The following is a 13,251-nucleotide window of genomic DNA, read 5'->3' on the forward strand; positions in this document are numbered from 1 at the left end:
ATAGCAGCGCTTATGAAGCTATTACAGCAATGCTTTTACGCGGCTAACTACGTTGTCCACTGTAAAGCCATATTCTTGGATAACACGGTCGCCAGGCGCGGATGCACCAAATGTGCTGATTCCGAGAATGTCACCTTGATCTCCAACATATTTCTCCCAGCCCATTGGATAAGCCATTTCAATCGCAAGGCGAGCTTTAACATCCGGAAGAAGAACGGACTCTCTGTAAGCTTTGTCTTGTTTCTCGAACAGATCCCAGCTTGGCATGCTGATTACGCGAACTTGGATGCCTTGTTCAGCAAGTGCTGCTTGAGCTTTAACAGCCAATTGCACTTCAGAACCTGTAGCGATGATTTGTGCTACCGCTTTGCCATCTTTTGCATCAGAGACAACATAAGCACCACGTTTCACGTTCTCACGTGAACCTTCAACCGTACCTTCCAAGATCGGCAGGTTTTGACGAGTGAGTACGAGTGCAACTGGATTGCTCTTGTTCTCAAGCGCGTAAGCCCAAGCAGCCGAAGTTTCATTACCGTCAGCCGGACGAATAACCGTCAGGTTAGGAATGATACGCAGGGATGCCAGTTGCTCGATTGGTTCGTGCGTAGGACCATCTTCACCAACAGCGATACTGTCGTGAGTCAGAACATACGTTACAGGCAATCCCATCAGGGCAGCCAGACGAACAGCCGGACGCAGGTAATCGGTAAATACGAAGAATGTACCTCCGAATACTTTCACACCGCTGTGCAGTGCCATACCGTTCATTGCTCCAGCCATACCGAATTCACGGATACCGAAGTAGATGTTACGGCCGGAGTAATCTTCAGGTGTGAAGTTCTCCAGGTTGTTCAAGTGAGTCATTGTGGAGCTTTCCAAGTCAGCAGATCCGCCTGTCAGTTGTGGCACGTTGTGCGCCAGACCGTTCAGAGCGTTACCGGATGCTACACGAGTGGAAAGAGCTTTGTCTGTTGCTGCATATTTAGGAAGATCACGGTCCCAACCTTCTGGAAGGTCGCCGTTAATCGCTGTTTCGAATTGAGCTGCCAGCTCAGGGAATGCTTTTTTGTACTCGGCAAATTTCTCGTCCCAAGCTTTATTAGCAGAGATACCACGATCTTTCACTTGTGCAAAGTGATCGCGAACTTCAGCTGGTACGTGGAAGTTTTCTTCGTAAACCCATTTGTAATACTCTTTAGTCAATTTGGCTTCGTCTGCACCCAGTGGAGATCCGTGAGTACCGCCGTGGCCACCTTTACCTTGTTTGTTCGGGCTACCATAACCGATAACCGTTTTAACTTCGATCAGTGTAGGACGCAGTGTATCTGCTTGACCTTCCTGAATTGCTTTTTCGATTGCAGGCAGATCATTGCCATCTTCAACGCGCAGCACTTGCCAGCCATAAGCTTCAAAACGCTTCGCGATGCTTTCGGAAGAAGACAGATCCAATTTACCATCCAACGTGATGTCATTGGAGTCGAACAACATGATCAGTTTGCCCAGGTGCAAACGTCCAGCCAGGGAAGCTGATTCATGAGATACGCCTTCCATCAAGTCACCATCACCACAGATTGCGTAAGTGTAGTGGTCAACTACGTTGAACTTGTCTTTATTGTATGTTGCGCCCAGTTGAGCTTCAGCCATCGCCATACCTACAGCCATTGCAATACCTTGACCCAGTGGGCCAGTTGTTGCATCAACACCTGCAGTATGTCCGAATTCCGGGTGACCCGGAGTTTTGCTTCCCCATTGACGGAACTGTTTCAGTTCTTCCATCGGAAGATCATATCCGCTCAGGTGCAGCAAGCTGTACAGCAACATGGAGCCATGTCCTGCAGACAGGACAAAACGGTCCCGGTTAACCCAAGTTGGGTGGTCCGGGTTATGAGTCATCGTTTTTGCAAAAAGTTGGTACCCCATTGGAGCGGAGCCCATAGGCATACCCGGATGTCCGGAATTTGCCTTCTCAATTGCATCAATCGCCAAAGTACGTACGGTAGTAATCGACAGGTTGTCGATTGTAGTGTTCTCGTCCTTTTGAATCGCTTCGTTCTTGTCAGTCATGGTTTGTCCTCCTCATGTCTTTAGATAAGTCGGGTGCGCAAGCGAATCCCTCTCATCATACAAGCAAACCGAATTTCACAATAAGTGAATCCGCTTGAGTGTTTCATTTTGACTTATTCACTTTTGTATTGTATCACTTGGCGTGAAGCTTTTCCATAACCTTCTTTTAGAAGTTCCGGAAAAATCGGTTGTTTGTGATGAATAACCCCTTGCCAATTAAGCAAAAATCGCACTATACAAGGCACTTAAACCTAAAAACAGACTTAACGAGCCTCGCAAATCCATCGCATGAAGTATAACCTTTAAGCTGAAAACCATGCATTTTTTAGATATCCATCCGTAATTCACATATAATATTCCTGAATATGGATTCGAAAGGAGGTCGCGATCATGCTAGATCCTGCTGCTCACCCATCCCCATCGGTAAAACACGCATTACCCTGGATATCCGGTATTTTAACGGGGATTCTGTCGGGAGTTGTCCTGGGATTTTTCCTTAAAATGATTCAGGCCTACACCGATGAACAAGTATATACTCTGCTTCTGAATATCGATTTTGTACCTGGTCTTCCGCCAATCTTACCCGAATTCATTGAGTTTGTTTTACATCTAGTCGTGTCCGTTGTCATTGGCATCTTCTATTTGTGGTGGGTACAGCGCACAGGCCGTCCCATGTTCAAAGGAATCTTGCTTGGTGCTGTTTCGTCTCTGCTCTACATCCCACTCTCTCAACTATCTTCGCGTGTGCCAGACCTGTACGATGTGGCAGCCATCCTCTACTGGTTTGCAGGGCATCTGCTGTTTGGTATTGTGCTTGGCTTGTGCGAAAAGTATATGAATGCGAAAAAAGCGACTCCCACTTCGTAAACGAATGGGGGTCGCCTTTTTGTTAGTCTATTCCATGGTTCCGAATCAACCTTGCGCAGTATTAAAGCATAAGCTTAAAATACGACGGTTTTATTTTCATGAACGAGAACTCGATCTTCGACATGCCATTTCACGGCACGTGCAAGCACAACACGCTCAATGGTACGTCCAATACGCTTCAGCTCGGTTACATCGTCCCCGTGGCTTACACGCTGCACATCCTGTTCAATAATCGGGCCGCCATCCAGTTCTTCCGTAACATAGTGCGCTGTCGCACCGATAATTTTGACACCACGGTTGTACGCTTGCGCATACGGTTTACCGCCCACGAAGGCTGGCAGGAACGAATGGTGGATGTTAATGATTCGATTGCGGTAGTGCTCAATGAACATTGGAGAGATAATCTGCATGTAACGAGCAAGAATGATCACATCCACATCATTGCCGATGACGTCCAGTTGACGCTGTTCCGCTTCTTTCTTCGTATCTGCTGTAACCGGAATATGATGATAAGGAATGCCGAATGATTCTACATAGTCCTTCATGTCCAGATGATTGCTGACCACAAGCGCAATATCGGCATCCAGGTCGCCTGCCTGCCATTGCCACAACAATTCAACCAGACAATGATCTTCTTTGGATACAAAGATAGCCAGTTTCTTCTTACGGCTAACCGCAGATAGCGTCCATTCCATTTGGAAACGGCTTGCCACTTCTGCAAAATCAGCTTCCAGTTTCGGCAGGTTGATTAACAACTGCGGAAGATCGAACTCAATCCGCATAAAGAACATGCCGCCAGCAGGGTCCATTGTATATTGGTCCGACTGAACAATGTTTGCACCATGCTGGTGCAGGAAATGAGACACGGCAGCAACAATTCCTGGACCATCTGGACAGGAAATGAGCATGCGCGCACGATCGGCGCGGTTTTTAGAATCAGGGCGTACTTGTTTAGCATGGATCTCCATCGGGTTATTCTTCCTCCTTCAATTAAGCCATGACCTGCGGGGGTTAACCCGCAAGCCAGGCAATCAAGCGATGATTCAGTTGCTCTTCATTCAAATGCGGGAACAGTGCAGCTTCAGCCACCATGTCATAGAGGCGTTCCAGCGGCTCGCGCGGATCTGCCTTTTTGGCTTTGGCATCATTTTTGAGCAATGTCCACACATCCAGAATATACGAACGGGACTCAATCTCTTTACCTTTGAAAAAGTGTTGCAGCTGTTCTACTTCTGTCAGGAATTCCTGGCCGAATCGACCAGCAACATCCCCACGCAGCAGCGCAATCTCCACTTCATACATTGGACGCTGTGTCTTGGCCTCTTTGCCAATCCAAGGTGTCTCCAGAATAAATGGACGTCCTTGAAGCTTCTCATGGTTCACGATGCGGTTTATCGCCTCAAAGCCGATCCATCCAGAGCCGATAGGTGTATGACGGTCCTTGTGCGCACCCACAGCATTCTTACTATCATTAATATGCATTACGGCAATGCGGTCAAGTCCTACCGTACGATCGAATTGTTCAAGTACACCGTCAAAATCATTAACGATATCATATCCGGCATCATGAATGTGACATGTATCCATACACACAGTCAGGCGCTCATTATATGTTACTTTCTCGATAATCTGAGCGATCTCTTCGAAACTGCGACCCATCTCCGTACCTTTGCCAGCCATGGTCTCCAGAGCGATGTTCACATCCGTGTCTTTCACACCCTCCAGCACTTCATTCAATCCTTCTGCGATCCGTCCGATCCCATAGTGGGCATCTTTGTCTGTAAATGCGCCGGGATGCAATACGATGTTCTTCACACCAATGGCATGTGTCCGACGAATCTCTTCCTGAAGGAAATCTACAGCCAGTCTAAACGTGTTTTCTTTGTATGAGCCAAGATTAACAATGTACGGTGCATGGACAACGATATCTTCCATTCCACCCTCTTGCATGGCAACCTTGCCTTCTTCAATATACATGGACTCAATTGGCTTGCGACGTGTATTCTGTGGTGCACCCGTATATATCATAAACGAACTGGAACCGTACGAGGACGCTTCCTTCGTTGCACTCAATAATCCCTTGTCCGAAAAGGACACGTGGGAGCCGATTTTCAGCATTATTGATCCCCCTTAATCTGAATTATCCCTTATTCTAACGCGATTATCGAAATAAATCTAGAAATGCGCTATAATTCGGGATAGAGGCTATTTTTGGCAGCTAATATGTGGAACATGGTGGGCGGAATCCGTCTTTCCGTGAAAATCAATGAACCGAGGTGACTCCGCAATGATTTTCGACTCCTACGCAATGATACTGACCAGCAGTTCCCCCAGCAATTGGTTTATGAATACGATCGCATTCTGGACTTTTTTATTGCTTGGCAGCATGTGTATCGGTGGTTTTTTCATGATGCGCAAGTTTTTGAAAGTGCTACCAAAAGCGGACGGAAGGTCCAAACTGGATTGGCAGAATTATTGGGTTGAAGCCAGCCGTCATTTATGGACTGATGAAGCGAAAGCTTTTTTGGATCAACTTGTGGAGCCTGTACCTGGACCGTTTCGTGACATCGCCAAACATTCCATTGCTGCAGAGATTGGTAAAATTGCAGTTGAGGACAACGCCACGGAAGTCTCGAGAGATCATTGCATCAAAGGATACATTATTGCCACACCGAAGCGGGATAATAAGTTTTTGGTAAAATTTCTGGAGAAAAACAAAATCGATTACTCCCCTTATCAACACTTGATTAAATAAATTACAAAGATGAGTTAAGCCATATATGGATTTGGTTAATTAGATACAGATATGCTCCGTCAGGTAAGTCGTTCCCAACAGGCATTGCTTACCGTCCGGGGCTGTTTGTCGATTCAAGAGTATACGTCAGCGCAGTGAAAATACAGAGAGGATGTTCGATATGAAAATTGCCATTTGTGGAGGTACCGGGTTTGTGGGAGGAGCACTTGTGGATTACTGGCTGCAAGCCGGACACCATGTGAAAGTCATTACACGCAAACTGCCTGACTTGCATAATCCAAGTAACAATCTTACATATATATCGTGGGAACAAGTCGAAGAACAACCGCAATTGATAGAAGGTGTGGATGCGTTAGTTAACCTTGCCGGAGAAACGTTGAACCAACGCTGGACAACCAAGGCGAAGCTGGAGATTGTTGAATCTAGAGTAACGACTGTCGCACGGGTTGCCCGATTGGTGGAATCACTGGAGCAAAAACCGGAAGTGGTCGTTCAGGCTTCTGCCATGGCCATCTATGGTACCTCCCCTACCGAAACCTTTGATGAGAGCAGTCCGCAAAAGTCCATGAATTTCCCATCACGGGTATCCGAACAATGGGAAGTTGCTGCAGATGCGATCAAAAATGTGAGACTTGTTAAGATTCGGGTTAGCTTGGTACTCGGACATAAAAAAGGTGCATTTCCACTGATGAAACTGCCTTATATGCTAGGTGTTGGCGGCAAGATCGGCAGTGGAAAGCAGTGGACAAGCTGGATACACATTATGGACATCGTCAGACTGATTGACTTCACTATTCAGAACAAACAGATTTCCGGGCCTGTGAATGCTTCCACACCAAATCCCGTTACCAATGATGAATTCGGTCGCACGGTGGGCAAGGTGTATCATCGCCCTCACTGGTTCCCCGTACCCAGCTTCCTGATTAAAACCTTGGTTGGAGAACTATCCGTTGTCGTGCTTCAGGGGCAGAGAGTCATTCCGCAAAAAGCTCTCGACCACGGATTCCAGTTCACCTTCCCCACATTGACTCAGGCTCTTGAAGATCTGAAGCACCGTGGCTTATCCGACTGATTGAACCACGGGATTGAACGGTGGCTTATCCAACCGACCGATAGGTGTAAACAGATTCAGCCAGGGTAAATGTATCTCCATCCGCCAATGGATACTCCTTGTAAGGAGCAAGAATATTGCCCTGAAGAACGGTCCCATTGACGGAACCCAAGTCCTTAATCACATAGCCCGATTTGTTCCTGCTCAATTCCACATGAGCACGGGACACGCCGGTCGCTGTATCCACCCACTGAACCATGTCCACTGATCTTCCGATTACAAAAGACGCTCCCTGCACATCCATCCGTTCATGTTGGTCACCGCTTCCGGATCTTCGTTCAAGATAATAAGACGCCATCACTGGGCCTGCCGTTATAACATTACCTCCGGTCAGATTCTGCAAGTTCACGGTTGCTTCCGCAACTGTATTATGTCGGATTAACTCCGAAGTTGAATCTACTGTTCTATCCTGGTGCTGAACGAATGTTGGTTCGGAATGTTCAGTGGTCATATGCAGATTTTGAAAACGGGAATGCGCACTACCTTCTGAATCGGATTCAACCGCTTGGTTTACACGTTCCTCAGACCTATCAGCTGTATTCCAGCGCCAACTCTCCTGAAATAGTTCCTCTTCAGCTTCCGTTTGCTTGTCTTTGTTCTTGCCTAGGCTGAATGAAAAAGAGCGCTTATTCACAGCGTCATTCTGAGGGCTCCCCTTACGCTTCCACGTCCATCCTGCTACACCAAGCAAACCAAGGCTTAGTAACGCCGATATGATCATCTGTGTCTGCCCAGGTTGCTCCATGTATACGAATCTCCATACCAATGCCATGGCCACCATGCAGCCCAGTATGATATAGGTTACTTTGGAAGATCCAGACTTCTCCTCCACGTCCATATCAACACGCTCTAACGACGAATCATACGGGTTACTCGGTCCCTGATCCACGCTTCTTGAGCCCGCCAATGAAGATTGTCCAGATGGGCGTCTGCCTGGAAAGGTTCGGGATCTCACCGGAATATCTTCAACCTCAGAAGCACTCATTTTCTGCGGCTGACGGAAATTTAGCTGTGTCTCCACAGAAGCATTTTGAATGGGAGCACCGGGTTGATGTGGCCGAGAATGACCAGTAAACGGCGTGTTATCCCGCTCAGAAATCGATGAATGAAGATTGCCTCTTGGATCATCCACTATGTCCGACGTTCTGGATGAGAGAAATGCTGCGCTTCCTCCGCTCTCTTGCTCGTCAGCGTATAACTCCAGCAAAAGCTCTCGCAACTGTCTGATATCCCAACGTTCATTGTCGCATAACTGCAGAACTCGCTGAATGCCTTCTCCCTGTAGTTCCTGTACATGGGCCATCAGCCTGATCACCAGTTCACGGAATTGCTTAGGCGTTGGATCAACTTCAACTGTATCCATGATTGGAACATATACCATCCCAAGCTCACCCTGTTCGAATGAACCGTTAATGAACAAGTACTCTTCCTGGATCAATAATTTACGAGGCTCCAACATATACTGTCGGCATTCCGTGAAGGCATCGGCTAGTTGGAACAACAGACCGTACAGAACACGCAATTGAATTTTGCTTGACTTTAACATCTGGGATAACATCTTGTAGCCTGATATGTCATACTGCAAAGTTACATTTCGATCCACTTCACGAATATGTACAGGAAGAAGTCGTGGTATCTGATTAGAGGACAACATCCCCATCTGTACCCGGCTCAATTCCTCCATTCGTAACCCGTCTGCTTTCTCCAAAACCATGAAAGCCCCGCCATTACGAATAAAATCTCTCGTTAATCCATACATGCCAATCCTCTCTTTCCATTGTTATTCTCAAATTTTTCTACTCCTTCACTTAAGGGAAAAGTCCTGAGATAAGGACCGTGATAAACCCGGGCAATACGGCCAGCATAAACGGAAACTTCAATGTCTTCTCTTTGTTTACCAGCTTGAGCGAACCGAGCATGAAGAACCCTGCAAGACTACCTGCCATGCCTCGAATTCGTTTCGCTGAATCTTTACGGAATAGAAGTATCACTAGACCAATTGCTCCCGCATACAAAACGGAGTAAATAATGACATGAATGCCAAAAGCGAGTCCAGTCCATGCCCCAATCCCACCAAACAATTTCACATCTCCTGCTCCTACCGCTCCAATTGCATACATCAAGAATAAAATACCAAAACCTGCTGCAAATCCGGCGGCTGAGAACAAGAAACCATCCCACCCTCCCCATATGATATGGGCCAGTACGCCAGCGGCAGTCACAGGTAAAGTTAATCGATTTGGAATTTTCATGGAACGAATATCTGTAATAAAAGCTGCAATGACGTAAATGCCACAGGCAATGTAAAACCACTCCACCTCCATCATCTCCTTCCTTATTTTCTGGAGGCCACGGTAAACGTAGTCTCCGTTTTGACACCGTCACCTGTCTCGACAACAAAACTCCATGTTCCTTCTGTTGTCCGAGTACCAACAAACCAGTTCCATTCAATAATTCCATTCTCATCTGCGGTCGCCCAACCGATGTGCTTTGCAGAACTTTCACCTGACTTGTAAAATATCGTTAAGTTGGCTGTCGCTCCTGGTTCTACCTTCACCTTGATCGTTGCATTGTTACCTATGTAAGCCGGGTCAGGCTTCGATAGTACAATTGCTGAACCCGCAGTATCCCCGTCCCCTCCGCTACCATCTGATCCTTCTCCTGTATCACCAATCCATACCCGTTCTGCCGCAGCAGCCTGAATCCGTAGCGGTTTGCTGAGAAAGGGTACTTTTATCGGCAATTCATAACTCAGTTCAAGGCGAAAATATGGATTCGTTTTGTTCTTGAGATCAGGTATGGAGATACCATTCACATGCACACGTTCCATATCCAGCAGAGTTGGCTCTATGAAGGGCTGTAGCAACGGTTTGACTGTCGGATCAAGTACGGTTTCCAAAACGGATGTCTTGATCTCCTGTAGTGGCTGTTCACCACTGGCCGCAGCTGAACGTACCCAATCACTTAATGGCTCAGGCAGAGAAGAAGCATAACCTTCTGCCCATTCTGTCAGAGACAGCTCCGGTATCTTCCAGCCTCCTCCCGAGCCCTCACCGCCAGCGGAATCAGAAGGTGTAAACACAAGGGATACCGGATATATTTTCGTTGATAACTGCTTCACCGCTTCACCCGCCGTGCTCTGTAACGCCGTGGAGATTAGAGTCATTTGCACAATGAAGATGAGAAACATGATAAAGAATAGAAAGACAGGTAACACCAGTGAAGCTTCCAGAACCATGCTGCCCTGTTCCTTTTTCGGAGAACATATCTGCTTATTCAGAGACTTCAATCGTTGCAATCTGCTTATTCGTGTTAAACGAATCTGCAATTGTGAGCATTCTTTTTCAGATTGTTGCTGCTTATCCATAATCCCTCCACCGAAACGATCCCGATCATTCAATAGGAATAATCCGCCTTCCGCTCAATGAAAAATCGTCCACCTTCAACTTGATCCGCACTCCCCATAACTGCACCTATGCTTCTAACCACTCCAGGCAAAAACCACAACTTGATGCTACTGCGCATGTTACCCGAAGCATATGTCTGTTTCTCATCCGGATTCACACCGGTATTCAATCGGATCAGAGCCAGCATTCTGGACATTTTGCGTTCATTGTTGCTATGCATCAAGAGGAACAATCGGAGATGGTCCCTGTACGTCAGTTTGACTTTGATATACTTGGACAATTCTACACTGCCCTCTTTCGCTAGTTTCACCATATCCGCGATAGCGTTTGTAATCCCGTATAAGATTGCCGCAGATAACACGAGAAGAGGATTTCCCAGCTTACTGTGCTCAATTAACCCTTCTGCTGTCCGAATAGCCAGTCGCATCCCAAAGATCTCTGCATATGCCGCAGCGATGTTGCCCGAAGAATTATGAAACCCGTAAACGATATACTCTAGTTCCTGATTCTCCAGTTTAAAAACATCACCAGCATCTCCACCTTCAGTCCAGGTAAATAGCTGCCCAAAATCCATGGAGTTGAAATAGGCTAAAGCATATTCATTCTGAAATAATTCGTCGCCAAGACTGTCCAGTAGACCTGACATCCCGCCAAACAAACTGTCCATACCCTTCATGGCTTCGCTACCAGAATCATAGGGATCATTCGCAATCTCTGCCTTTTTGGCATCCTCACGACTAGCCTCGTTAAAAGCAATATTAGTGTTGTAATATTCCTCCAACTGCTTGAAAGCGTCCATAGATCCGGAACTTCCATTCTGAATCTGCGACAAGATTCGTTTGACTTCCTTCAATTTCCCTTTGGATTCTTTGTCATTCGCTTTGCGCTGGGCATCGGACCCACGACCACTCTCCAGCTGTTGCTCACTCTGTTGGATGAGGTTGGCAGGACCGCTACGTACATAGTTGTCCATGTATCGTTCGGTAATCTGACTTGCCTGTCTGACCGCGGGTTTAATCGGAACCCCACTCATGCCCGTAACGCTGCGAAGCTGATTATTCAACTCCATGTTGTCTCTTCTGACGTTGCCGAAGTCCGAATTCTGTGAAACCACACGTGCCTTCAACTGATCAAATAGGCTATCTGCCCTCACAAGCTCCGAAGCAAGAGAACGTGTGCTTTTGGCTTCACTGCCTGATCCAGTAGATGCAGGACTCGCCCCAGGCAGATTCGAATTGCCCACGTTGTCATAGCTCGCATTCTGCGAACGGTTCTCCCCCTCCGCGATCACACGTTTCATTTCCTCATTAATCTTGCGTGCTTCTTCGATCTTGGACTGCGCTTCCTCCAGCTTCGTTTGATGGGCCTGTAAAGCGGGCTGAATGATCATGCTGATGCCTGTCACCACATTACTCACACCAGTCCGATAACGAGCCAGTTCCAATATGTATTGTTGCTCTCTGAACGGCAATCCCTCATCTGCCCGTTGCTTGTTCAGATAATCTGCATAACGTGCCGCTGCCTCCGCAGCTGTCTCTGGTGTTTCTTCCAGCATTTCTTCATAGATCGGCTGTGAAGGCGGATCCATGATCAACTTTGGAAGATTCTTCAGCTTCTCGGCGGACTCCGTCTGATTGACAATGGCTTCGTCCAGCAATTCTTCACGTTTGTCATATAACTTTTGTAATTTTTTCAGCAAGTCTACCGTGTGCGCTGCTTCCTTCATCTCGTCCGACATCGGTTTGAACCGATTGATCACTTCAAGGGTAAAATCAACCGGAGCCCGATACTTCATATCCTCCTGAATCTGGCGATTGAAAATATCGTATCTGCCCAGTTCACGCTCCATGCTCAGCGAAGTTGTATCCCACTGGATATCCAGAATAGGGAATCCATCTTTTACGGATGAAGGCTTCACACTATCGTTCAGCACTTTGGCCATAACCGTATCCCCACTACTGTCGCCATACCCAAATAAACCATACTCCCGGAGCGAAGTGTCATAGGCGGACATAACGGACCTCATTGCAGCATGTGTCATTCGTTCAGTCTGCACCTTGAATGCCGCAATACGAGCGTAATCAATGAATATAGCTACAAACATATAAACTCCAGCCAATATTAATATTAAAAAAAGGGTTACGGCTCCCAACTCACCGTCTTTTTTTCTAAACAGCTCTGCCCTCCTCCTTTTCTCACTTTTTGCTTTTGCCAAAATGCTGCACAACCTGTCCCGCTTCCGCAGCAGTACTCGCCGCTTCTCCGCCTTTGCCTTTAAACTTGGCTGCATAATAACGGACCAGATCGACCGTTCGAATGAATTCCACCGGTTCAACAACTGCGGATGATCCTTGGGTCAGTACACGATTACCTGAATCGAACAAAAAAGAAGGAAGCGGTAAAGAAATTACCTGGTCCAGCTTGGTTGTTACTTTCCGCTGAATCAGAGAATTCTGATACTCAATTGTTCCTTTCATAGCTGAGGGCATATGTTGCACCGCTTGTACTAATTTCTGTTCCGAGAGACTTCCGCCTTCACCAGCAGGTATAGAAACACTAACCTGATTATCCGCTCCCGCCCAGCCAAACAGCGCTCCAAGCATACGATCATCCGTCAGTCTCCAGTACAGATTGTCATGTTCTCCAGCGACAAATTCACCCGTCATCGCCTGCTTGTTGCTGTTGTCCCAGTTATATGCTGCACGTTCGGAAGCTGCATAGGCGTGTTGATTCAGAAATGTCTTTTGATACATGTACATGGTAAAGAAGAGCAACAATACAAGAATAAACAGCACGACAGGGAAGATCAGGGAGGCTTCAACGGTGAAGCTCCCTTCTTCCTTCTTCAGCCTGTTAACCCGGGAAAAATTCATTACTTTTTGTATCCACTTTGCTAAGAAGAGACTTGATTAGTGCCGTTATTTGGTCTTTAAAAATCAAAGCAATAATGATGATAACCCCGATAATCAGAATCAGCTCCAACGTGCCGAGTCCGTCCTCTTCCTTCCAAAATGCGTTCACCTTGTTTTTCAATACTTCCATCATCC

The 13,251-nt window shown here is 46.8% G+C and carries 12 protein-coding genes; 3 read left to right on the forward strand and 9 right to left on the reverse strand.

All coding sequences use genetic code 11. From position 1 onward, the window contains the following. Nucleotides 1–21: 21 nt before the first annotated feature. Nucleotides 22–2,064, reverse strand: a complete 2,043-nt coding sequence (gene tkt / locus HF638_RS09960) for a transketolase (RefSeq protein WP_062833145.1) — start codon at nucleotides 2,062–2,064, stop codon at nucleotides 22–24. A 390-nt stretch (nucleotides 2,065–2,454) separates the two neighbouring features. Between tkt and HF638_RS09965 the strand changes: the two genes are divergently transcribed. After that, complete coding sequence (locus HF638_RS09965) at nucleotides 2,455–2,931, forward strand: hypothetical protein (RefSeq protein ID WP_169480093.1); 477 nt, start codon at nucleotides 2,455–2,457, stop codon at nucleotides 2,929–2,931. Nucleotides 2,932–3,005: 74 nt separating this feature from the next. Here HF638_RS09965 and purU read toward each other — a convergent pair whose 3' ends face one another. Further along, nucleotides 3,006–3,899, reverse strand: coding sequence for a formyltetrahydrofolate deformylase (purU, locus tag HF638_RS09970; RefSeq protein WP_062833143.1), 894 nt, complete (start codon nucleotides 3,897–3,899; stop codon nucleotides 3,006–3,008). A 43-nt stretch (nucleotides 3,900–3,942) separates the two neighbouring features. Then, complete coding sequence (locus HF638_RS09975) at nucleotides 3,943–5,049, reverse strand: deoxyribonuclease IV (protein ID WP_169480094.1); 1,107 nt, start codon at nucleotides 5,047–5,049, stop codon at nucleotides 3,943–3,945. 169 nt (nucleotides 5,050–5,218) lie between these two features. Between HF638_RS09975 and HF638_RS09980 the strand changes: the two genes are divergently transcribed. Together HF638_RS09980 and HF638_RS09985 are read left to right on the forward strand one after the other, a co-directional pair. Continuing rightward, complete coding sequence (locus HF638_RS09980; RefSeq protein WP_062833141.1) at nucleotides 5,219–5,686, forward strand: DUF2621 domain-containing protein; 468 nt, start codon at nucleotides 5,219–5,221, stop codon at nucleotides 5,684–5,686. Between the two features lie 160 nt (nucleotides 5,687–5,846). Further along, the gene (locus HF638_RS09985) at nucleotides 5,847–6,758 is read left to right on the forward strand and encodes a TIGR01777 family oxidoreductase (protein WP_169480095.1); all 912 of its coding nucleotides are present in this window, start codon (nucleotides 5,847–5,849) and stop codon (nucleotides 6,756–6,758) included. Between the two features lie 25 nt (nucleotides 6,759–6,783). Here the strand turns inward: HF638_RS09985 and HF638_RS09990 are convergent, their stop codons facing one another. The 6 genes from HF638_RS09990 to HF638_RS10015 form a co-directional block, all read right to left on the reverse strand. Then, nucleotides 6,784–8,556: a DUF6382 domain-containing protein gene (locus HF638_RS09990; RefSeq protein ID WP_169480096.1), complete on the reverse strand. Its 1,773-nt coding sequence runs from the start codon at nucleotides 8,554–8,556 to the stop codon at nucleotides 6,784–6,786. Between the two features lie 49 nt (nucleotides 8,557–8,605). Continuing rightward, nucleotides 8,606–9,121 carry an A24 family peptidase gene (locus tag HF638_RS09995; protein ID WP_169480097.1) on the reverse strand — a complete coding sequence of 172 codons (516 nt, stop codon included), beginning with the start codon at nucleotides 9,119–9,121 and terminating at the stop codon, nucleotides 8,606–8,608. Between the two features lie 11 nt (nucleotides 9,122–9,132). Then, the gene (locus tag HF638_RS10000) at nucleotides 9,133–10,164 is read right to left on the reverse strand and encodes a pilus assembly protein (protein ID WP_211175601.1); all 1,032 of its coding nucleotides are present in this window, start codon (nucleotides 10,162–10,164) and stop codon (nucleotides 9,133–9,135) included. A 29-nt stretch (nucleotides 10,165–10,193) separates the two neighbouring features. Next, complete coding sequence (locus tag HF638_RS10005; RefSeq protein ID WP_248278101.1) at nucleotides 10,194–12,308, reverse strand: hypothetical protein; 2,115 nt, start codon at nucleotides 12,306–12,308, stop codon at nucleotides 10,194–10,196. Nucleotides 12,309–12,399: 91 nt separating this feature from the next. Then, nucleotides 12,400–13,077 (reverse strand): TadE/TadG family type IV pilus assembly protein, encoded by a 678-nt coding sequence (locus tag HF638_RS10010; RefSeq protein WP_169480098.1) that lies wholly within the window; start codon nucleotides 13,075–13,077, stop codon nucleotides 12,400–12,402. Further along, the gene (locus tag HF638_RS10015; protein ID WP_169480099.1) at nucleotides 13,058–13,249 is read right to left on the reverse strand and encodes a Flp1 family type IVb pilin; all 192 of its coding nucleotides are present in this window, start codon (nucleotides 13,247–13,249) and stop codon (nucleotides 13,058–13,060) included. The genes HF638_RS10010 and HF638_RS10015 overlap by 20 nt, the downstream gene beginning before the upstream one ends. Nucleotides 13,250–13,251 lie beyond the last annotated feature (2 nt).

Origin of the sequence: Paenibacillus sp. SZ31 (assembly GCF_012912005.1) — a bacterium.
Taxonomy (GTDB): Bacteria; Bacillota; Bacilli; order Paenibacillales; family Paenibacillaceae; genus Paenibacillus.

What these genes read in the sequence shown, in the direction of transcription:
- tkt (WP_062833145.1), bottom strand. Translation starts at nt 2,064, where the DNA reads ATGACTGACAAGAACGAAGCGATTCAAAAGGACGAGAACACTACAATC.
- HF638_RS09965 (WP_169480093.1), top strand. Translation starts at nt 2,455, where the DNA reads ATGCTAGATCCTGCTGCTCACCCATCCCCATCGGTAAAACACGCATTA.
- purU (WP_062833143.1), bottom strand. Translation starts at nt 3,899, where the DNA reads ATGGAGATCCATGCTAAACAAGTACGCCCTGATTCTAAAAACCGCGCC.
- HF638_RS09975 (WP_169480094.1), bottom strand. Translation starts at nt 5,049, where the DNA reads ATGCTGAAAATCGGCTCCCACGTGTCCTTTTCGGACAAGGGATTATTG.
- HF638_RS09980 (WP_062833141.1), top strand. Translation starts at nt 5,219, where the DNA reads ATGATTTTCGACTCCTACGCAATGATACTGACCAGCAGTTCCCCCAGC.
- HF638_RS09985 (WP_169480095.1), top strand. Translation starts at nt 5,847, where the DNA reads ATGAAAATTGCCATTTGTGGAGGTACCGGGTTTGTGGGAGGAGCACTT.
- HF638_RS09990 (WP_169480096.1), bottom strand. Translation starts at nt 8,556, where the DNA reads ATGTATGGATTAACGAGAGATTTTATTCGTAATGGCGGGGCTTTCATG.
- HF638_RS09995 (WP_169480097.1), bottom strand. Translation starts at nt 9,121, where the DNA reads ATGGAGGTGGAGTGGTTTTACATTGCCTGTGGCATTTACGTCATTGCA.
- HF638_RS10000 (WP_211175601.1), bottom strand. Translation starts at nt 10,164, where the DNA reads ATGGATAAGCAGCAACAATCTGAAAAAGAATGCTCACAATTGCAGATT.
- HF638_RS10005 (WP_248278101.1), bottom strand. Translation starts at nt 12,308, where the DNA reads ATGTTTGTAGCTATATTCATTGATTACGCTCGTATTGCGGCATTCAAG.
- HF638_RS10010 (WP_169480098.1), bottom strand. Translation starts at nt 13,077, where the DNA reads ATGAATTTTTCCCGGGTTAACAGGCTGAAGAAGGAAGAAGGGAGCTTC.
- HF638_RS10015 (WP_169480099.1), bottom strand. Translation starts at nt 13,249, where the DNA reads ATGATGGAAGTATTGAAAAACAAGGTGAACGCATTTTGGAAGGAAGAG.